Origin of the sequence: Streptomyces achromogenes subsp. achromogenes (genome assembly GCF_000720835.1) — a bacterium.
GTDB lineage: Bacteria > Actinomycetota > Actinomycetes > Streptomycetales > Streptomycetaceae > Streptomyces > Streptomyces achromogenes.
The window spans coordinates 144,576-163,860 of the sequence record NZ_JODT01000013.1; the positions used below are offsets into that span (position 1 = coordinate 144,576).

The following is a 19,285-nucleotide window of genomic DNA, read 5'->3' on the forward strand; positions in this document are numbered from 1 at the left end:
CGTGTTCGGACGTCGCAAGAAGAAGGGTGCCGCCGAGGACGCGGCCGGCGAGGCCGAGCAGGTCGTCGACAGCGTCGACACCGAGGCGGACGAGGAGGAGGTTGGGCGCGAGCGGCTCCGGCTGGAGCCCGGACCCCGGCCCGACGGGCCGTGGGACAGCGGCGAGGTACGCGACCCGGCCGAGGGCCGCGTGGACCTCGGCGGGCTGTTCGTGCCGGGCGTCGACGGCATGGAGCTGCGGGTCGAGGTCGCCGGGGACGCCATCGTCGCCGCCACCGTCGTCCTGCGCGACAGCGCCATCCAGCTCCAGGCGTTCGCCGCGCCCAAGCGCGAGGGCATCTGGGCCGAGGTACGCGAGGAGATCGCGTCCGGCATCACCCAGCAGGGTGGCATCGTCGACGAGGTCGAGGGTCCGCTCGGCTGGGAGCTGCGCGCCCGGGTGCCGGTGCAGCTGCCCGACGGCACCGGCGGCTTCCAGGTCGTCCGGTTCGTCGGCGTCGACGGCCCGCGCTGGTTCCTGCGCGGTGTGATCTCCGGGCAGGGCGCGGTGCAGCCGGAGGCCGCCGGACTGCTGGAGCAGATCTTCCGCGACACGGTCGTGGTGCGCGGCGAGGGCCCGATGGCTCCGCGCGACCCGATCGTCCTCAAGCTGCCGAACGACGCGCAGATGGTGCCCGAGGGTGTCCAGCAGGAGGAGGGCTCGCGCTTCTCCGGCGGGATGGGGCAGTTGCAGCGGGGCCCGGAGATCACGGAAGTCCGCTAGGCGCTCCGCTGAGTTCAGCAGGGATGTACGGGCCGTGCCTTCGAAGGGCGCGGCCCGTTTTTTGCGGGGGCGCGCCCTTCGGGGCGCCTGTCCGTTGCCGGGTGCGGCGCCGATGTGGTCGCTCGCGCAGTTCCCCGCGCCCCTTCGGGGCGCGTCTCGTCAGGGTTGCGTCAAAGTTGCCCCCCGCTCGTCCCTCCGGGGCTGATCGGTCCGCCGGGCGGCCGTAAGGTCGACGCTGCGCAGGGTTCGGGCACGGAAAGACAATGTGGGCATGGGACGCGGCACGCTTCGGATCTACCTCGGTGCGGCACCGGGCGTGGGCAAGACCTACGCCATGCTCGCCGAGGGACACCGCCGTACCGAGCGGGGCACGGACTGCGTGGTGGCGTTCGTGGAGCACCACGGCAGGCCGCGCACCGAGGTGCTGCTGCACGGCCTGGAGCAGGTGCCGCGCAGACGGCTGGAGTACCGGGGCGCCGTCTTCGAGGAGATGGACGTGGACGCGGTGCTGCGCCGGGCCCCCGCCGTCGCCCTCGTGGACGAGCTGGCCCACACCAACGTCCCGGGCTCCCGCAACGCCAAGCGCTGGCAGGATGTGGAGGAGCTGCTGGCCGCCGGTGTCGACGTCGTCTCCACCGTCAACATCCAGCACCTGGAATCACTCGGCGACGTCGTGGAGTCGATCACCGGGGTGCGCCAGCGGGAGACCGTCCCCGACGAGGTCGTCCGCCGGGCCGGCCAGATCGAGCTGGTCGACATGTCTCCGCAGGCGCTGCGCCGCCGCATGGCCCACGGCAACATATACGCGCCGGACAAGGTCGACGCGGCCCTGTCCAACTACTTCCGGCCCGGCAATCTGACCGCCCTGCGCGAGCTGGCGCTGCTGTGGGTGGCCGACCGGGTCGACGAGTACCTGAACGCGTACCGCAGCGAGCACCGGGTCTCGGCGATATGGGGCTCCCGGGAGCGGATCGTGGTGGGCCTGACCGGCGGCCCCGAGGGACGCACCCTCATCCGCCGGGCCGCCCGGCTCGCCGAGAAGGGTGCCGGCGGCGAGGTCATGGCCGTCTACATCGCCCGCAGCGACGGGCTGACCTCGGCCTCCCCGAAGGAGCTGGCCGTCCAGCGGACGCTCGTGGAGGACCTTGGCGGAACGTTCCATCATGTGGTCGGCGACGACATACCGGCCGCGCTGCTCGACTTCGCGCGCGGGGTGAACGCCACCCAGATCGTGCTGGGCTCCTCGCGCCGCAAGGCCTGGCAGTACGTCTTCGGGCCCGGCGTCGGCGCCACGGTCGCCCGGGACTCCGGCCCCGACCTCGACGTGCACATCGTGACCCACGAGGAGGTCGCCAAGGGCCGGGGGCTGCCCGTGGCCCGCGGCGGCCGGCTCGGGCGGGCCCGGATCCTGTGGGGCTGGGCGGTCGGACTGGCCGGCCCCGTCGTCCTCGCGCTCGGCCTGAACACCGCCGGCCTCGGCCTCGCCAACGACATGCTGCTGTTCCTGGCCGTCACGGTCGCCGCGGCCCTGCTCGGCGGTCTGCTGCCCGCGCTGGCCTCGGCGGCCTTCGGCTCGCTGCTGCTGAACTACTTCTACACCCCGCCGCTGCACCGGCTGACCGTCGCCGACCCCAAGAACATCGTGGCCATCGCGATCTTCTTCGGGGTCGGCATGTCGGTCGCCTCGGTGGTGGACCTCGCCGCCCGGCGCACCGACCAGGCGGCCCGGCTGCGCGCCGAGTCGGAGATCCTCTCCTTCCTCGCCGGCAACGTGCTGCGCGGCGAGACCAGCCTGGAGGAGCTGCTGGAACGGGTCCGCGAGACCTTCGCCATGGAGTCCGCCGCGCTGCTGGAGCGGGCCGGCGACGTGGCGCCCTGGACCTGCGCGGGCCGGGCCGGCTTCGGGCCGCCGCTGGAGCGCCCCGAGGACGCCGACGTGGACATGCCCGTGGGCGACCACATGGCGCTCGCGCTCACCGGCCGGGTGCTGCCCGCCGCGGACCGCCGGGTGCTGGCCGCCTTCGCCGCCCAGGCCGCCGTGGTCCTGGAGCGCCGGCGCCTCCAGGAGGAGGCCGACCAGGCCCGTACGCTCGCCGAGGGCAACCGCATCCGCACCGCCCTGCTGGCCGCCGTCAGCCACGATCTGCGCACCCCGCTGGCCGGCATCAAGGCCGCCGTGTCCTCCCTGCGCTCCGACGACGTGGCCTGGTCCGAGGAGGACCAGGCCGAGCTGCTGCAGGGCATCGAGGAGGGCGCCGACCGGCTCGACCACCTCGTGGGCAACCTCCTCGACATGTCCCGCCTCCAGACCGGCACGGTGACGCCGCTGATCCGCGAGATCGACGTGGACGAGGTCGTACCGATGGCCCTGGGCGGCGTGCCCGAGGACAGCGTCGGCCTGGACGTGCCCGAGACGCTGCCGATGGTCGCCGTGGACCCCGGGCTGCTGGAGCGGTCGGTGGCCAACCTGGTGGAGAACGCCGTCAAGTACAGTCCGCCCGGGCGGCGCGTCCTGGTGGCCGCGAGCGCCATCGCCGACCGGGTCGAGGTGCGCGTGGTGGACCGCGGGCCGGGCGTGCCGGACGAGGCCAAGGAGCGGATCTTCGAGCCCTTCCAGCGCTACGGCGACGCCCCGCGCGGCGCCGGCGTCGGGCTCGGCCTCGCCGTCGCCCGGGGCTTCGCCGAGGCCATGGGCGGCACCCTCACCGCGGAGGACACGCCGGGCGGCGGGCTCACCATGGTGCTGAGCCTGTGCGCGGCGGCTACGCGCCCCGAGCCGCTCCCCGCCGGGGAATTCCCTACCGAACCGGAAAGGCACACCATATGACCCGGGTGCTCGTGGTCGACGACGAGCCGCAGATCGTGCGCGCCCTCGTGATCAACCTCAAGGCACGCGCGTACGAGGTGGACGCGGCCCCCGACGGCAGGACCGCGCTCGATCTCGCCGCCTCCCGCCACCCCGACGTGGTCGTCCTCGACCTCGGCCTGCCCGACATGGACGGCGTGGAGGTGATCCGGGGCCTGCGCGGCTGGACCCGCGTGCCGATCCTGGTGCTGTCCGCCCGGCACTCCTCCGACGAGAAGGTGGAGGCGCTGGACGCGGGCGCCGACGACTACGTGACCAAGCCCTTCGGCATGGACGAGCTGCTGGCCCGGCTGCGCGCCGCGGTGCGCCGGGCCGAGCCGGCCGGGACGGGCGAGGACGAGCCGACGACCGTGGAGACCGAGGCCTTCACCGTCGACCTCGCCGCGAAGAAGGTCCACCGCGACGGCAAGGACGTCCGGCTCACCCCGACCGAGTGGCACCTGCTGGAGGTGCTGGTGCGCAACACCGGCCGCCTCGTCGGCCAGAAGCAGCTGCTTCAGGAGGTGTGGGGGCCGTCGTACGGCACCGAGACCAACTATCTGCGGGTGTACATGGCCCAGCTGCGGCGCAAGCTGGAGGCCGACCCGTCGCGTCCGCGGCACTTCATCACCGAGCCGGGGATGGGCTACCGGTTCGAGAAGTGAGCCGCCGGGCCCGCTCAGCGCCCTGTCGGCCCTGTCGGCGGCCCCGGTACGCTTCACATATGACTGCTGTTCCTCGTTCCGAAAAGCCGGCCGGCCGGTTCCGGCGCATGCTCGACCGGCTCTCCTCGTCGCAGGAGGACCTGGAGTCGGAGGAGCTGCGCGAGGACGCCGAGACGGCGGGCTGCATCAAGATAGGCGACTGCCACGACCGGCAGATCGTCACCGTAACTGGTACCTTGCGCACGGTCACCCTGCGTCCGCGTGCCGGAGTCCCGGCCCTGGAGGCCGAACTCTTCGACGGCTCCGCCGCACTGGACGTCGTGTGGCTCGGCAGGCGCTCCATCGTCGGGATCGAACCGGGGCGCAAGCTGATCGCATCGGGCCGGATCTCGATGAGCCGGGGCCGCCGGGTGCTGTTCAACCCGAAATACGAACTGCGACCCCTCGGACGGGAGTAGCCGGTGACGTCCCTCGACAAGCCGACCGAAGACACCGACCAGACTCAGCCCCAAGACGCCCGCGTGGTGACCGAGGCGGCGCTCTTCGAGGCCTTCGGCGGGGTCCGCGGCATGGTCGAGACGGTCGTGCCGGGCCTGCTCTTCGTCACGGTCTTCACGATCAACAAGAACCTGCACCTGTCCGCGATCGCCGCGCTGGCGGTCTCCCTGGTGCTGGTCGTGGTCCGGCTGGTCATGCGGGACACGGTCAAGCACGCCTTCAGCGGTGTCTTCGGCGTGGCCTTCGGTGTCGCCTTCGCGATGTTCACCGGCGACGCGAAGAACTTCTACCTCCCCGGCATGCTCTACACGCTCGGACTGGCGGTGGCGTACGTCGTCACCGCGCTCGCCGGGGTCCCCCTGATCGGCCTCATCCTGGGCCCGGTCTTCAAGGAGAACCTCTCCTGGCGCACCCGCAATCCGGGCCGCAAGAAGGCGTACACCAAGGCGAGCTGGGCCTGGGGCCTGATCCTGCTCGCCAAGTGCGCGATCCTCTTCCCGCTGTACTGGTGGGCCGACACCACCCAGCTCGGCTGGGTCCTGATCGCCCTGAAGATCCCGCCGTTCCTGCTCGCGGTCTGGCTCACCTGGGTCTTCCTGGCCAAGGCGCCCGCGCCCATCGACGTGTTCGCGGAGATGGAGGCGCAGGAGGAGGCGCAGAAGGCCGAGAAGGAGCGCAAGGCGGCCCTCGCCGCCGAGACCCCGGCCGGGGCCGAGACGACCGGAGAGCCGCACGGGGGGCGGCACCGCCGGGAGGCGTGAGCAGCCGGCGTACGACGACGGACGGCAGCGCCGCGAGGGCGTGAGCAGCCCTCTTACGACGACGAAGGGCGCCCTTGTCACCAAGGGCGCCCTTCCGTGTGCCTGGGCTCGGCTCTCGCCTGCCCGGGCTCAGCTCTCGCGCCGCACCGACAGCAGTTCCTCGAGCTGCTCCTCCCGGGCCTGGGCGGCCACGAACAGCAGCTCGTCGCCCGGCTCCAGGGAGTCCTCCTTGGAGGGGGTCAGCACCCGGGTACCGCGGATGATCGTGACCAGGGAGGTGTCCTGTGGCCACTCCACGTCCCCCACCTGGGTGCCGGCCAGCGCCGACTCCTCGGGCAGGGTCAGCTCCACCAGGTTGGCGTCGCCGTGGCTGAAGCGCAGCAGCCGGACCAGGTCGCCGACGCTCACCGCCTCCTCGACCAGGGCGGACATCAGCCGCGGGGTGGAGACGGCCACGTCCACGCCCCAGGCCTCGTTGAACAGCCACTCGTTCTTGGGGTTGTTCACCCGGGCGACGACGCGCGGGACGCCGTACTCGGTCTTCGCCAGCAGCGAGACGACCAGGTTCACCTTGTCGTCGCCGGTCGCGGCGATCACGACGTTGCAGCGCTGGAGCGCCGCCTCGTCCAGGGAGGTGATCTCACAGGCGTCGGCGAGCAGCCACTCCGCCTGCGGGACGCGCTCGACCGAGATGGCGGTCGGCGCCTTGTCGATCAGCAGGACCTCGTGGCCGTTCTCCAGCAGCTCGCCCGCGATCGAGCGGCCGACCGCGCCGGCCCCGGCAATGGCGACCCTCATCAGTGACCGCCCTCCTCTTCCGGGCCACTGGCGAACGCCGCCTCGACCTTGTCCACGTCGTCCGTCCGCATCATCACGTGCACGAGGTCGCCCTCCTGCAGCACCGTCTGGGAGGTGGGCAGGACCGCCTCGCCCAGCCGGGTCAGGAACGCCACCCGGACGCCCGTCTCCTCCTGGAGCTTGCTGATCTTGTGGCCGACCCACTTCGCGGAGGCGTGCACCTCGGCGAGCTGCACTCCGCCGGTGGGGTCGCGCCACAGCGGCTCGGCGCCCGAGGGCAGCAGCCGGCGCAGCATCTGGTCGGCGGTCCAGCGGACCGTGGCCACGGTGGGGATGCCCAGCCGCTGGTAGACCTCGGCGCGCCGGGGGTCGTAGATGCGGGCCGCCACGTTCTCCACGCCGAACATCTCGCGGGCCACGCGCGCGGAGATGATGTTGGAATTGTCACCGCTGGAGACCGCGGCGAAGGCGCCGGCCTCCTCGATGCCCGCCTCGCGCAGCGTGTCCTGGTCGAAGCCGACGCCGGTGACCCGGCGGCCCCCGAAGCCGGGGCCGAGCCGGCGGAAGGCGGTGGGGTCCTGGTCGATCACGGCGACCGTGTGGCCCTGTTGCTCCAGGGTCTGGGCAAGAGCGGAACCCACTCTTCCGCAGCCCATGATGACGATGTGCACGACCGTCCTTCCGGTGTCCAAAAGTTACTGCTCAAGCATCAGGGTCTCAGACAGAGGCCCAAAGCTACACACGGGCGCCACGCGCCTCCCACCCCCCTGCCCGGCACGGAGCGAGCCGCCGGCGAGTGATACGGCGAGTGATCCTGAGCACGCCCGGGAGGTCTGGATTCCGAGGCCGGACGGTACGGGCGGGGCCCCGACCGGCGCGGCGGGCGGGCGCGGACGGCCCCCGGGGTGCGGTGACAGGGGGCGTTTGCCCCCGGGGCACGGCGGGCACCCGCCACCACGGATTCCGAAGTTCCGCGTGCCCCCGATTTCACTCGTGAGACAGATAGCGCACGCCGGGTGGGCGGGCGCCAGACCGAAGGCTTACGATCCTCTCTCGTGTCCAAACTGACCGACGTGCCCAAACGGATCCTGATCGGGCGCGCACTGCGCAGTGACCGGCTGGGTGAAACCCTCCTGCCGAAGCGCATCGCACTCCCCGTCTTCGCCTCCGACCCGCTGTCCTCCGTCGCCTACGCGCCGGGGGAGGTCCTGCTGGTCCTGTCCATCGCGGGCGTGTCGGCGTACCACTTCAGCCCCTGGATCGCCGTCGCGGTCGTCGTGCTGATGTTCACCGTGGTCGCCTCCTACCGGCAGAACGTGCACGCCTACCCGAGCGGCGGCGGCGACTACGAGGTCGCCACCACCAACCTCGGCCCCCAGGCCGGGCTCACCGTGGCCAGCGCCCTGCTGGTGGACTACGTCCTGACCGTCGCCGTCTCCATCTCCTCCGGCATCGAGAACCTCGGCTCCGCGGTCCCCTTCGTCGTCGAGCACAAGGTGCTCTGCGCGGTCGCCGTGATCGTGCTGCTGACGCTGATGAACCTGCGCGGCGTGAAGGAGTCCGGCAAGCTCTTCGCGATCCCGACGTACGTCTTCGTCGGCGGCGTCTTCATCATGATCCTGTGGGGCGCCTTCCGGGACCTGGTCCTCGGCGACACCATGCGCGCCCCCACCGCCGACTACCACATCAAGGCCGAGCACCAGGGCCTCGCCGGCTTCGCGCTGGTCTTCCTGCTGCTGCGCGCCTTCTCCTCTGGCTGTGCGGCCCTCACCGGCGTCGAGGCCATCTCCAACGGCGTCCCGGCCTTCCGCAAGCCCAAGTCGAAGAACGCGGCGACCACCCTCGCGATGATGGGCCTGCTCGCCGTCACCATGTTCTGCGGCATCATCGCCCTCGCCATGACGACGAAGGTCCGCATGGCCGAGACGCCGGCCACCGACCTGCTGCACCACGGCATCCCGGTCGGCCCCGACTACGTCCAGAACCCGGTGATCTCACAGGTCGCCGAGGCGGTCTTCGGCAAGGGCAGCTTCCTGTTCATCCTGCTCGCCGCCGCCACCGCGCTGGTGCTGTTCCTGGCCGCCAACACGGCCTACAACGGCTTCCCGCTGCTCGGCTCGATCCTCGCCCAGGACCGCTACCTGCCGCGCCAGCTGCACACCCGCGGCGACCGGCTCGCCTTCTCCAACGGCATCGTGCTGCTCGCCGGCGCGGCCACGCTGCTGGTGTTCATCTACGGCGCCGACTCCACCCGCCTGATCCAGCTGTACATCGTCGGCGTGTTCGTGTCCTTCACGCTCAGCCAGACCGGCATGGTCCGGCACTGGAACCGCCACCTGGCCGCGGAGAAGGACCCGGCCAAGCGCAGCCACATGATCCGCTCCCGCGCGATCAACGCGTTCGGCGCCTTCTTCACCGGCCTGGTGCTGGTGGTCGTGCTGGTCACCAAGTTCACGCACGGCGCCTGGGTGGCCCTGCTCGGCATGTGCATCTTCTACGCGACGATGACCGCGATCCGGAAGCACTACGACCGGGTCGCCGAGGAGATCGCCGCACCCGAGGGCCCGAGCGACGACATGGTCCGCCCCTCCCGGGTCCACTCCGTCGTCCTCATCTCCAAGATCCACCGGCCCACACTGCGCGCCCTGGCCTACGCCAAGCTGATGCGCTCGGACACCCTGGAGGCGCTGACCGTCAACGTCGACCCGGCCGAGACGAAGGCGCTGCGCGAGGAGTGGGAGCGGCGCGGCATCGACGTACCGCTGAAGGTGCTGGACTCGCCGTACCGGGAGATCACCCGCCCGGTGATCGAGTACGTCAAGAGCCTGCGCAAGGAGTCTCCGCGCGACGCGATCTCCGTGATCATCCCCGAGTACGTGGTCGGCCACTGGTACGAGCACCTGCTGCACAACCAGAGCGCCCTGCGCCTGAAGGGCCGCCTGCTCTTCACGCCAGGGGTGATGGTCACCTCCGTCCCCTACCAGCTCGCCTCCTCCGAGGCCGCCCGGGCCCGCGCCCGCAAGCGCCAGGAGTGGAGCGCACCGGGCGCGGTCCGCCGGGGCCCCGCCGTGGAGCGGCCCAAGGAGCCGTCGGGGAAGGAGTGAGGGGAGCCGCCGTCCGCCGGGGCTCGGGTCAGGGCTCCGACGGGGCCTGGGCGGCCGTCCGGCGGGGGCCGAGGCGAGCCGCTCGATGGGAACCGAGGGGGACGGGAAGGCCGTAGACTGGTGGGCTGTCGACCATCGGCCGACCACCCCGCCCCTCTCCTTCCACTTCTCTTCTCTTCTCTCTTCGATCTGGAGTCGTCCCACCATGCAGGCAGAACCGACCAAGTCTCCGGTGTCTCTGGTGGGTGAGGAGTACGAGGTCGAGATCGGCCCCGTCGCCCACGGCGGCCACTGCATCGCCCGTACGTCCGAGGGACAGGTGCTGTTCGTCCGGCACGCGCTGCCCGGCGAGCGCGTGGTGGCCCGGGTGACCGAGGGCGAGGAGGGCGCGCGTTTCCTGCGCGCGGACGCCGTACGGATCCTGGAGCCGTCCAAGGACCGCATCGAGGCCCCCTGCCCCTTCGCCGGCCCCGGCCGCTGCGGCGGCTGCGACTGGCAGCACGCCAAGCCGGGCGCCCAGCGCCGCCTCAAGGCCGACGTGATCGCCGAACAGCTCCAGCGGCTGGCCGGCCTCACCCCGGAGGAGGCCGGCTGGGACGGCACGGTGGTCCCGGCCGAGGGCGACAAGCTGCCCGCCGGCCAGGTGCCGCAGTGGCGCACGCGGGTGCAGTACGCGGTGGACGCCTCCACGGGCAAGGCGGGCCTGCGCCGCCACCGCTCGCACGAGGTCGAGCCGATCGACCACTGCATGATCGCGGCGGCCGGCGTGAGCGAGCTGGGCATCGAGAAGCGGGACTGGACCGGCATGGAGTCGGTCGAGGCGATCGCGGCAACCGGCTCGCAGGACCGCCAGGTGGTCCTCACCCCGCGCCCCGGCGCCCGCCTGCCGCTGGTCGAGCTGGACCGGCCGGTGTCGGTCCTGCGGGTGGACGAGAAGTCCGGTGGTGTGCACCGCGTCCACGGCCGGCCCTTCGTGCGCGAGCGCGCGGACGGCCGTACGTACCGGGTGGGAGGCGGCGGTTTCTGGCAGGTCCACCCGAAGGCGGCGGACACGCTGGTCACGGCGGTGATGCAGGGCCTGCTGCCGCGCAAGGGCGACATGGCCCTGGACCTCTACTGCGGTGCCGGCCTCTTCGCCGGCGCCCTCGCCGACCGCCTGGGCGAGCAGGGCGCGGTCCTCGGCATCGAGTCGGGCAAGCGGGCGGTGGAGGACGCGCGGCACAACCTGGCCGACTTCCCGCGGGTCCGCATCGAGCAGGGCAAGGTCGAGTCGGTCCTGCCGCGCACCGGCATCACGGAGGTCGACCTCATCGTCCTCGACCCCCCGAGGGCGGGCGCCGGCCGCACGACGGTCGCCCACCTCTCCTCCCTCGGCGCCCGCCGCATCGCCTACGTCGCCTGCGATCCCGCTGCGCTGGCCCGGGACCTGGGGTACTTCCGCGAGGGCGGCTACCGGGTACGGACGCTGCGGGCGTTCGATCTGTTTCCGATGACACATCATGTGGAGTGCGTGGCGATTTTGGAGCCTGCCGAGAAGGGTTCCTGAGCTGCGGACCAGGCGGGTGTAGCGACAACGTCGCAAGCTGTGTCCGTGCTTCCTCGGACTGCTGACGCTCGCAGGGCGCTTGTTCTGTAGGACAGCCATGTGGCAAGTCGCGTCGCACGTGGCTGTGTGGCTTCTGCCCTACGTGGTGTTCCGGTCGGGCGTACGGACCTTGCGTGCGGTGCGAGATGGTCACAAGGGCCTCTTGTCACTGGCCTTGTTACTGGCCGGGGCGGCGTTCCGCGGTCGGCCCGGGCCGTCTCGTGCCGCCCGCGGCCCCGGCGGGGTCGCCGTGGCCGCCCCCTCACTGCGTCAGGTGCCGCAGTTCGTTCTCGTACAGTTCGGCCGGGTCGAATCCCATGCCGGTGAAGTGGCCTGCCAGTTCCAGGGAGAGGGCGCCGTGCAGGCGGGTCCAGAAGTGCAGGGCGCGGCGCAGGGCCGTCGGGGAGGCGGGGTGGTCGCCCGCCCACTGCCGGTGTTCGGCTAGGTGGGATTCGAGGCGGGCCACCTCCGCCGCGGGAGGGGTTGAAGCGGCGGTCGGCTGGGCGGCGTCGAGGAGGGCGTGCATGATTTCCGAGGCGATCGCGGTGATGTCGTCGGGGGCGTGGTAGCCGGGGACCGGTGTGCCGTAGATGAGGAAGTAACGCTGGGGGTCGTCCAGGGCCCAGGCGCGCAGCGTGTGCCCGAGGCCGGCCAGATCGGCACCCGATGCGGCGGCGGTGCGGATGGTGTCGGCGAGGCCGCGGTAGGCGTCGCGGATCAGTTCGGTGATCAGTTCGTCCCGGTTGGCGAAGTACCGGTACAGCGCGGGCCCGCTCATGCCCATCTGTTTGGCGATGGCGTTGAGGGACAGTCCCGGCGCCCCGGCGGCGGCGATCTGTTCCCAGGCGCGTTCCTTGATCTCCGCCCGTAGCTGGGCGCGGTAGCGCTCGCGTGGGGTCTCCTTGGCCGCGGCGGTCATCTGGATGTCCTTCCTTTGGTGGGGGAGCCGGCTGCCGGCCGGGCGGGCCGTCGACGTTCTTCGTTAGACCCTATTACGAATGTGCTTGACCGTCACTCGCGCATGGAGTTATAACTTCTAACGAACGCACCAGCCACTCACAGGGCTGGCGGGAGTCAAGGGAGGGCATCATGAACGCCGCAGCGATGGTCGAGGTCGTGCTGCCGGGCAAGGTCGAGCCGGAGGGGCTGGAGGTGCGGCACGGGACGGTGCCGACCGCCGGCCCGGGCCAGGTCGTCGTCCGTATGGAAGCCACCGGTGTCTCGTTCGCGGAGCAGCAGATGCGCCGCGGCCGCTATTACGACCAGCCGCCCTTCCCGTTCGTCCCCGGCTACGACCTGGTCGGCACCGTGGCGGCGACCGGCGAGGGGGTCGACGCGGGCCTGGCCGGCACCCGGGTGGCCGCGCTGCTGAAGATCGGCGGATGGGCCAGCCACGTGGTCCTCGACGTCGCCGACCTGGTGCCCGTCCCGGACGGGGTCGGCGCCGCGGAAGCGGAGACCGTGGTGATCAATGGCATCACGGCCTGGCAGATGCTGCACCGCAAGGCCCGCGTGCGCGCCGGTCAGACCGTCCTGGTGCACGGCGCCAACGGTGGTGTGGGGTCCGTCCTGGTCCAGCTCGCCCTGGCCGCGGGCGCGCGGGTGATCGGGACCGCCTCCGCACGCCACCACACCGCCCTGCGGGAACAGGGGGTGATCCCGATCGACTACCGCACCGAGAACATCCCCGCCCGCGTCCGGGAACTCGCCCCGCGCGGCGTGGACGCCGTCTTCGACCACGTCGGCGGCCGAAGCATCGTCGACTCCTGGGGCCTGCTCGCCCCCGGCGGCACGCTCGTCTCCTACGGCAGCGCCTCCACCCGTGACGACGAAGGTTCCAAGCAGTGGCCCGTCCTCAAGCTGCTGGCCCGCGTCTGGCTCTGGAACACGCTGCCCAACCGCCGCCACGCCTGCTTCTTCAACGTCTGGGCCGGCCGCGCCCTGAACCGCGACCGCTTCCGGGCCCGGCTGCGCGACGACCTCACCGAGGTCTTCGAAGCCCTGCGCCGGGGTGAGATCACCGCCCGGATCGCCGCCGAACTGCCCCTCGCCCAGGCCGCCGAAGCGATGCGGCTGGCCGAGTCCGGCACCGTGGCCGGAAAGGTCGTCCTGCGCGCCTGACGCGTCACGCGGGACCGGCACACACACGTCCCCCGGCGATTGGGCCCCTCTCGCGCTCGCCGCTGCACGCCGACATCGACTCCTGGGTGGAGCGGACGTGGCGTGGACGAGGCGAAGCCGGACGGTTCACTGCTGCCCGGCGACTCGTTCAGATGGACGACCCACGGCTTGGGCGAGCAGACCGGCTGACCACTACGCCGGCTGCCCGAGGCGTCCGCTCGAGTCGTCCCTCTCCCTCGGCCCCACCGCCCTGTCGCCCACTTGACAACGGTTCCTCGAACCCCTTTCTAAGGCAGGCATCATGCGTGTCACCACCGCGGCCAAGTCCGCCGTCCTGACCTCTACGCTCATCCTTGCGACTACCGGCACCGCCGCCGCCCTCACCGACGAAGACCCCGTCAGGGCCGGCGCCGCCACCCGGCACACCGCCGATGTGAACATCGACTTGAGTGCGCCGGTGATCACCCGTGACAGCATCCTGATCGACGCGCCGCTCCACACGATCTGGAAGGTGCAGACCGATGTCGCCAATTGGCCGTCGTGGCAGCCCGACGTGGACGTCGTGGTCAAGGACACTCCCGGCCGTCTCCGTCCCGGCTCGGTCTTCCGCTGGAGCACCGAGGGCCTGGACATCACCTCCACCGTGCAGCAGGCCGACTACGGCAAGCGCCTGGTCTGGGGCGGCCCGGCCCAGGGCATCACCGCCGTCCACGTGTGGACCTTCACCCCGACCAGGAACGGCGTCCTCGTCCACACCGAGGAGTCCTGGTCGGGCGCCCCGGTCCTCGCCGACCGGGCAGCCTTGCAGGCCGCGCTCGACAACTCCCTGCGCAAGTGGGTCGACAACCTCAGGCGCGAAGCGGAGACCCGGGCGGCCGGGTAGCCGCGCACCGGACGAGGGCCGGCCGGGCGATGCGCCGACCAGCGGGCCCTCGCCATGACGGACCAGTCGGCCCTCCGAGCAGGCCCACCACCTTCGAGCAGGCTCACCACCCGCGAACAGGAGGCGCCCCACTCGCCGCACCGGCCCCCGACCCGAGTACCCGAGTACGTCCGCTACGAGGGCCGGGGCCTGGCCCCCCGGCCGTGAACGGCCCTCACGGCGGCGCCTCCAGCACCTCGCGAGCGCGCTGGGCGAAGCGATCCCGGCTTACCTCCACCGCGTCCACCGCGGCCTGCAGTCCGGTGCGATAGCCATCGGCCGACGGGCCGCCCGCACGCATGTCGTGACGCACTCCTTCGAGGTACATCCGCAGGGATCTCACCTCCGACCACACGTTCACGGCTTCCACGGCCACGGCTTTCGGCCCCATCAGATCGAGCCGCGCCTGCGCCTTGTAGAGCGCGTCGACCGCGGCACCGAGCTCGACCAGGGCTTCGTCCAGCACGTCGGCCGCGGGCGGGGAATTCCACACGGCGACTCGCGGACCGTCCTGATGCGCGACCCGGTGCAGCACGCCGTCGACCGGTTCCGCTGCCTTCATGAATGCCAGGTACGCCTCCAGACGTTCGCTCCGCAGGACCCGGCTGTGTTCGACCGCGCCCTGGTCACGCGTCTGCCGGCGAGCGGTCACCTGGGCCAGCCACGAGGTGCACAGGGTGCCGACGACGGCCACTCCGGCTCCTGCCACGGCCGCCCATCCTTGATCCACGCAGACCACCCTTCCGCGGTACGCCCGCCGCGCGGGCTCGCGGAAGCCGGCGTCCTGGTCTTCGGACACGCCGCCGTACATCGTTCCGCGCCTACGGATCGGGTCGCAAGGAGTCACATCATCGGCTGGACGAGCCCTAAAATCACGGTAACTGACCGTATGTCACATGTGGAAGACCTCAGGTCACGGCTTGGAGGGCGGACAGATGGCCGCAGCACCACCGCCTCGATCGGACGACCCGGTGGAGGATCCGGTGAAGCGGTTCGCGGAAGAGTTACGTGCTCTGCGCGACTCCGCGGGCAACCCGACGTACCGTCAGATGGCCGCACGTACGGGGCAGTCGCCCGGTGCTCTGTCCACCGCCGCCCGGGGCGGGCAACTACCGCCTCTTGAGGTCGCGTTGGCCTATGCCGAGGCCTGCGGCGGCGATCGGGCGGAATGGGAACACCGGTGGCGGGCGGCAGAGGCCGGACTCGGTACCGCACCGGCGCGGCGGCGCCGGTGGCCCGTCGTCGCCGTCGCCGGGGCCGTCGCGCTCGCCTTGACGGCCGTCGGGGCCGTCGTCGCCCATCGGCTCGACCGCGAGTCGTCACGGCCGGACTCCACCGGTCATGCCATGCGTTTCTTCGCCGACGACGATGTCTTCAATCAACGTCATCCGCACCCCCGCCCGGTGTCGGACTCCGCGCGGATGGTCACCGACCTGCTCGGCCTGGGGCGCGTGGAGTTGCATACCGGCAAGGCCAGTCCCCTTGTGTACCGAGCCACCACCGGCACCCCGACCTACACGGTCACGCCGCGAAAGCATGTCGGTCAATGGGGACCCGATCCATTCGAGGGCATCGACTTCCCCTGGGACGCGGCCTGGCAGGCTCCGAAGGAGCGCCAGTGGACGGTGGTGATCACACCGGACGGGCGCTCGCTGGAATGCTGGCGGGCCGAGGTGCATGACGGCAAGCCGAGCTGTGAATGGGGAGCGGTGTCCCGTACGCGCGGCGCGTCGGTCTCCGACAAGGGCCAGGCCACAGGCAGCGGTTTCTCCCGCCTGGCCGGGATGATCACCCGCGCCGACTGGAAGGCCGGACGCATTGACCACGCCCTTTGTTTCGGCACCCCGGACAACAGCAGCCAGTACGTCTTCCCGGCTGTCGGAAGCGATGGCCGGGGAGGGGGCCGCTGGCGCGAAGGGCAGTTCATCTGGCTGGATCGCGCGTACGACATCGACGCCGACACCTCGCTCGAACCGTACGAGCGGATAGTCGCCAAGGCATTGCAGGAGTACGGCGCGTTCGACGTCAAGAACTCGGAACGGTTCACCTTCGTTTCCGAGTCCGGCTCCGAGCCGCCCGGCACCGAAGAGGACTACGCGTCCTTGGACCACATCAAGTTCGCCGAGTATCTGCGCGTGGGAACGATCACTCCCGCGTCGTAGCCGAGGAGTTCCCGTCCGGTCCGGGCAGCCGTGTCCCAGGCGGGAGCGGTGAGGCGCAGGACGTTGGAACCTGGAGACGACCGTGGGTGGCCCGGGTTCCCCGACCGTGGCGAGTTCGTCGCGGACGGTCGGTGACCGGGGAGCGCCGCAAACGGAATCCACTACGCGCAGCGCACCGCCGGGTACGGCGTGTGAGGGCGGGGGCCGTCACACACCCCGTCCTCACTCCTTCGACGCTACGCCCATGGCCCCGCACGCGAACGGCGACGGGGTAGCGGGGGCCGAGCGGAGGAACCCGGGGAGTGGCCGGGTGCCTCGCCGTCAGGGACCTCCGGGCCGCCGACAGCGGCGTGGCTGAATTCACCTGCCCCGGGCATCAGAGGAGGCATATGCCGTCCAACGGGCTGTGCCGCCGACTGCGCGGAGGTGGACGACGAGCAAGGAGATGAGCAGATGGCGGGGCCGAAGCAATCCGGGACCACCCGCAGGCGGTCTTCGGAAAGACCTGGTCCAGGGCTCGACGAGGCGCTGCGAGCCATCGGGACCGGAGCCTACGTGGTGGACGAGAACGGCCGCATCGTGGCCGTCAACTCCCACGCCCTGGAACTGCTGGCGTGCCGTGCCGAGGACCTGCTCGGCCGTGACGCGCACGACCTGCTGCACCGCGACGCGCACGGCCAGTCCGTGCCGGCCGCCCGGTGCGGCATGCGGCAGCAGTTCCACGCGGCGCGAACCGCGCAGGGGGAGCAGGACTACTTCGCGCGCGGAGACGGCACCGTACTGCCCATCTCCTGGCTGATCACCCCGTACGACACCGGTGGCCGCGAACCGGGCACGCTGGTCCTCTTCCACGCGCCGCGGAGCGAAGAGGAGGCGGAACCGCCCTCGCGGTCGGCGCCCCGGAAACTGTCGGAGCTCGAACGGCTGGCGCTGTTGGCCGAGACCACCACACGGCTGACCTCGACGCTTGACGTGGAGGAGGCGTTGCGCCGGCTGGTGGCCCTGGTGGTGCCCCGGCTGGCGGACTGGGCCGTCGTCGATCTGATCACCGAGCGGGGCGAAGTCTCGCGTACCGCGGTGGTCCACGCCGAGGGCGGCACGCTGGTGTGCCGCGAGGACCTCCAAGGGCCCATGCCGCCCATTCCGCAGGAGTCCCCCCTGCCCCTGTCCAGGGCGCTGCGCGGAGCCGCGTCCACCGTGGCGGGTCCACAGACGTACCGGCGGGAACCGGATTCCGGTATCGCGGTCGAGCAGCGCCGTCTGTTCGAGGCCACCGGCATCCGCTCGGCGGCCATCGTTCCCATCCGCAGTACGCGCAGGGTCCTGGGAGCCCTGACCCTGGGCCGCGCCGAGGTACCGGGAGACTTCACTCCGGCCGATCTTCCCCTGATCGAGGACATCGCCCGCCGGACCGGACTCGCCCTGGACAACGCGCTCCTCTACCAACGTCAGCGCAAGGTCGCCGAGACCACGCAGAACCATCTGCTGCCGCAGATGCCGCGCGTGCCGGGACTCCAGATGGCCGTGCGCTACCTGCCCGCACCCGATGCCTCGCACGTCGGCGGTGACTGGTACGACGCCTTCTCCCTGCCCGACGGAACGACCGCGCTGGCCGTCGGAGACGTGGTCGGCCACGACCTGGAGGCCGCCGCGGGCATGGCGCAGCTGCGCAACATGCTCCGCGCCTACGCCTGGGCCCTGCGGGAGCCGCCCAGCGGCATCGTCGACCGCCTGGACGAGGCGCTCCAGCACATCACCGACGTCACCATGGCCACGATGGTCTTCGCCAGGATCGAAGAGGCCGGCCAAGGCCACTGGAAACTCTCCTGGAGCAACGCCGGCCACCCCCCGCCGCTCCTGGTCAGCCACGACGGCCTGGCCGAGTACCTCACCGACGGCCATGGGCTTCTGCTGGGCACCGGAATCCGTGTCCCCCGCACCGACGGAACCGTCCTGCTGCCGCCGGGCTCGACCCTGCTGCTGTACACCGACGGCCTGATCGAGCAGCCGGGCCACAGCCTTGACGAGGGACTGTCACGGCTTCGACGGCACGCGGCAGCGCTCGTCCGCCGTCCTCTCGCCTCCTTCAGCGACCAGTTGCTGCACAGGGTCCGCCCTGCCGCCAATGACGACGACGTGGCGCTTCTCGCCCTGCGGACACCGCTGCGCACGGGACCGTAGCAACACGGGACAACCGGCCGGGACGCGACGGCCGGACGGCTGGGGTCCGCCGGTGTGGAGTGCGTGCCGGTCCCGGGGCCTGCTGGAAGGGGCCGCTGCCCCTCGGGTGTCAGTGAGTGACGTCGAGGCCGTCGATCAGGCGGCCCAGGAACCGGCTGAAGGTGGCCTCGGGGGTGAGGGGGAGGCCGGGGGCGGCGAGGGCTTCGGCGAGTTCCGGGTGGTGGCCGTCGGCGGCGACGGCGGCGAGGTAGCGGGCCTCGGCCGCGGCCCTGTCCGGGGACCGCGAGACCGCGGCCTGCGCGATCTCGTGGCCGACGTGTCCGGCCACGAACGCGGTGAGCTGGGCGAAGATCTCCAGCTTCGCCGCACCGTCCAGTCCGGTGGGCCGCAGGACGGCGAGCGCGTGCTCCAGGAAGGCCAGTGTGTTGGGGCCCGGCACGCGGCGGGTGGCCAGGGCGGCGGGCAGCCAGGGGTGGCGCAGCATGTGGGCACGCTGTAGGTGCGCGATGGTCTTCAGATCGGAGCGCCAGTCGCCGGTGGGCGGGTCCGTAACCGTCAGTTCGCCGCTGACATGGTCGACCATCAGTTCCAGCAGGGTCTCCTTGTCGGGGGCGTAGGTGTAGAGCGACATGACGCCGGCACCGATCTCGGCGGCCACCCGCCGCATGGTGACCGCTTCGAGCCCTTCCGTGTCCGCCAGGGCGACGGCTGCCGCGGTGATCGCTTCCCGGCTGAAGGAGGGTCTGCGCCCCCTGCGGGGTTCGGTGGGACGCAGCCAGAGCTGTGCGGGGTCGACGCCCGGGGCGCCGGAACCCTCGGCAGGGGGCACGGTCACGCGTTCCTTTCCGCTGGTCGTCGAGGCGGCTCGTGTGAGGGCCAT

16 protein-coding genes are annotated in these 19,285 nt (G+C 71.5%); 11 read left to right on the forward strand and 5 right to left on the reverse strand.

The window, feature by feature from the left end; genetic code table 11:
• Window position 1: 1 nt before the first annotated feature.
• The 5 genes from IH25_RS0115115 to IH25_RS0115135 all read left to right on the forward strand — a co-directional run bounded on the left by IH25_RS0115115 (window position 2) and on the right by IH25_RS0115135 (window position 5,532).
• Window positions 2–763 carry a DUF3710 domain-containing protein gene (locus IH25_RS0115115; protein WP_030609156.1) on the forward strand — a complete coding sequence of 254 codons (762 nt, stop codon included), beginning with the start codon at window positions 2–4 and terminating at the stop codon, window positions 761–763.
• 271 nt (window positions 764–1,034) lie between these two features.
• Window positions 1,035–3,590 carry a sensor histidine kinase gene (locus IH25_RS0115120; RefSeq protein ID WP_030609158.1) on the forward strand — a complete coding sequence of 852 codons (2,556 nt, stop codon included), beginning with the start codon at window positions 1,035–1,037 and terminating at the stop codon, window positions 3,588–3,590.
• Complete coding sequence (locus tag IH25_RS0115125) at window positions 3,587–4,273, forward strand: response regulator (RefSeq protein WP_030609160.1); 687 nt, start codon at window positions 3,587–3,589, stop codon at window positions 4,271–4,273. The genes IH25_RS0115120 and IH25_RS0115125 overlap by 4 nt, the downstream gene beginning before the upstream one ends.
• A gap of 59 nt (window positions 4,274–4,332) precedes the next feature.
• A complete protein-coding gene (locus IH25_RS0115130) occupies window positions 4,333–4,731 on the forward strand; it encodes an OB-fold nucleic acid binding domain-containing protein (protein WP_078844252.1) in 399 nt (132 codons plus the stop codon).
• Window positions 4,732–4,734: 3 nt separating this feature from the next.
• Complete coding sequence (locus IH25_RS0115135; RefSeq protein ID WP_030609164.1) at window positions 4,735–5,532, forward strand: DUF3159 domain-containing protein; 798 nt, start codon at window positions 4,735–4,737, stop codon at window positions 5,530–5,532.
• A gap of 129 nt (window positions 5,533–5,661) precedes the next feature.
• Here IH25_RS0115135 and IH25_RS0115140 read toward each other — a convergent pair whose 3' ends face one another.
• Window positions 5,662–6,330, reverse strand: a complete 669-nt coding sequence (locus IH25_RS0115140; protein WP_030609167.1) for a potassium channel family protein — start codon at window positions 6,328–6,330, stop codon at window positions 5,662–5,664.
• Window positions 6,330–7,001 carry a potassium channel family protein gene (locus IH25_RS0115145; protein ID WP_030609170.1) on the reverse strand — a complete coding sequence of 224 codons (672 nt, stop codon included), beginning with the start codon at window positions 6,999–7,001 and terminating at the stop codon, window positions 6,330–6,332. The genes IH25_RS0115140 and IH25_RS0115145 overlap by 1 nt, the downstream gene beginning before the upstream one ends.
• A 384-nt stretch (window positions 7,002–7,385) precedes the next feature.
• On the opposite strand from IH25_RS0115145, the gene IH25_RS0115150 reads away from it, so the two are divergent.
• Window positions 7,386–9,434, forward strand: a complete 2,049-nt coding sequence (locus IH25_RS0115150; RefSeq protein ID WP_030609173.1) for an APC family permease — start codon at window positions 7,386–7,388, stop codon at window positions 9,432–9,434.
• Between the two features lie 205 nt (window positions 9,435–9,639).
• Window positions 9,640–10,980, forward strand: a complete 1,341-nt coding sequence (locus tag IH25_RS0115155; protein ID WP_030609177.1) for a class I SAM-dependent RNA methyltransferase — start codon at window positions 9,640–9,642, stop codon at window positions 10,978–10,980.
• A 301-nt stretch (window positions 10,981–11,281) separates the two neighbouring features.
• On the opposite strand, the gene IH25_RS0115160 is transcribed toward IH25_RS0115155, so the two are convergent.
• On the reverse strand, window positions 11,282–11,938 hold the full coding sequence (locus IH25_RS0115160) for a TetR/AcrR family transcriptional regulator (RefSeq protein ID WP_030609182.1): 657 nt from the start codon (window positions 11,936–11,938) through the stop codon (window positions 11,282–11,284).
• A 170-nt stretch (window positions 11,939–12,108) separates the two neighbouring features.
• Between IH25_RS0115160 and IH25_RS0115165 the strand changes: the two genes are divergently transcribed.
• On the forward strand, window positions 12,109–13,140 hold the full coding sequence (locus IH25_RS0115165; RefSeq protein WP_030609185.1) for a medium chain dehydrogenase/reductase family protein: 1,032 nt from the start codon (window positions 12,109–12,111) through the stop codon (window positions 13,138–13,140).
• A gap of 301 nt (window positions 13,141–13,441) precedes the next feature.
• A complete protein-coding gene (locus IH25_RS0115175; protein WP_030609188.1) occupies window positions 13,442–14,023 on the forward strand; it encodes an SRPBCC family protein in 582 nt (193 codons plus the stop codon).
• Between the two features lie 214 nt (window positions 14,024–14,237).
• Here the strand turns inward: IH25_RS0115175 and IH25_RS0115180 are convergent, their stop codons facing one another.
• The gene (locus tag IH25_RS0115180; protein WP_030609191.1) at window positions 14,238–14,756 is read right to left on the reverse strand and encodes a hypothetical protein; all 519 of its coding nucleotides are present in this window, start codon (window positions 14,754–14,756) and stop codon (window positions 14,238–14,240) included.
• A gap of 202 nt (window positions 14,757–14,958) precedes the next feature.
• On the opposite strand from IH25_RS0115180, the gene IH25_RS42965 reads away from it, so the two are divergent.
• Complete coding sequence (locus IH25_RS42965) at window positions 14,959–16,224, forward strand: helix-turn-helix domain-containing protein (protein ID WP_078844253.1); 1,266 nt, start codon at window positions 14,959–14,961, stop codon at window positions 16,222–16,224.
• Window positions 16,225–16,677: 453 nt separating this feature from the next.
• Window positions 16,678–18,405, forward strand: coding sequence for a SpoIIE family protein phosphatase (locus IH25_RS0115190; RefSeq protein ID WP_030609196.1), 1,728 nt, complete (start codon window positions 16,678–16,680; stop codon window positions 18,403–18,405).
• A 109-nt stretch (window positions 18,406–18,514) separates the two neighbouring features.
• Here IH25_RS0115190 and IH25_RS0115195 read toward each other — a convergent pair whose 3' ends face one another.
• A complete protein-coding gene (locus tag IH25_RS0115195; protein ID WP_078844254.1) occupies window positions 18,515–19,285 on the reverse strand; it encodes a TetR/AcrR family transcriptional regulator C-terminal domain-containing protein in 771 nt (256 codons plus the stop codon).

Excerpts from the sequence above, each read along its gene's own strand:
- IH25_RS0115165 (WP_030609185.1), top strand. The coding sequence starts at position 12,109 with ATGAACGCCGCAGCGATGGTCGAGGTCGTGCTGCCGGGCAAGGTCGAG.
- IH25_RS0115140 (WP_030609167.1), bottom strand. The coding sequence starts at position 6,330 with ATGAGGGTCGCCATTGCCGGGGCCGGCGCGGTCGGCCGCTCGATCGCG.
- IH25_RS0115125 (WP_030609160.1), top strand. The coding sequence starts at position 3,587 with ATGACCCGGGTGCTCGTGGTCGACGACGAGCCGCAGATCGTGCGCGCC.
- IH25_RS0115130 (WP_078844252.1), top strand. The coding sequence starts at position 4,333 with ATGACTGCTGTTCCTCGTTCCGAAAAGCCGGCCGGCCGGTTCCGGCGC.
- IH25_RS0115160 (WP_030609182.1), bottom strand. The coding sequence starts at position 11,938 with ATGACCGCCGCGGCCAAGGAGACCCCACGCGAGCGCTACCGCGCCCAG.
- IH25_RS0115155 (WP_030609177.1), top strand. The coding sequence starts at position 9,640 with ATGCAGGCAGAACCGACCAAGTCTCCGGTGTCTCTGGTGGGTGAGGAG.
- IH25_RS0115195 (WP_078844254.1), bottom strand. The coding sequence starts at position 19,285 with ATGGCCCTCACACGAGCCGCCTCGACGACCAGCGGAAAGGAACGCGTG.
- IH25_RS42965 (WP_078844253.1), top strand. The coding sequence starts at position 14,959 with ATGTGGAAGACCTCAGGTCACGGCTTGGAGGGCGGACAGATGGCCGCA.
- IH25_RS0115175 (WP_030609188.1), top strand. The coding sequence starts at position 13,442 with ATGCGTGTCACCACCGCGGCCAAGTCCGCCGTCCTGACCTCTACGCTC.
- IH25_RS0115190 (WP_030609196.1), top strand. The coding sequence starts at position 16,678 with ATGGCGGGGCCGAAGCAATCCGGGACCACCCGCAGGCGGTCTTCGGAA.
- IH25_RS0115120 (WP_030609158.1), top strand. The coding sequence starts at position 1,035 with ATGGGACGCGGCACGCTTCGGATCTACCTCGGTGCGGCACCGGGCGTG.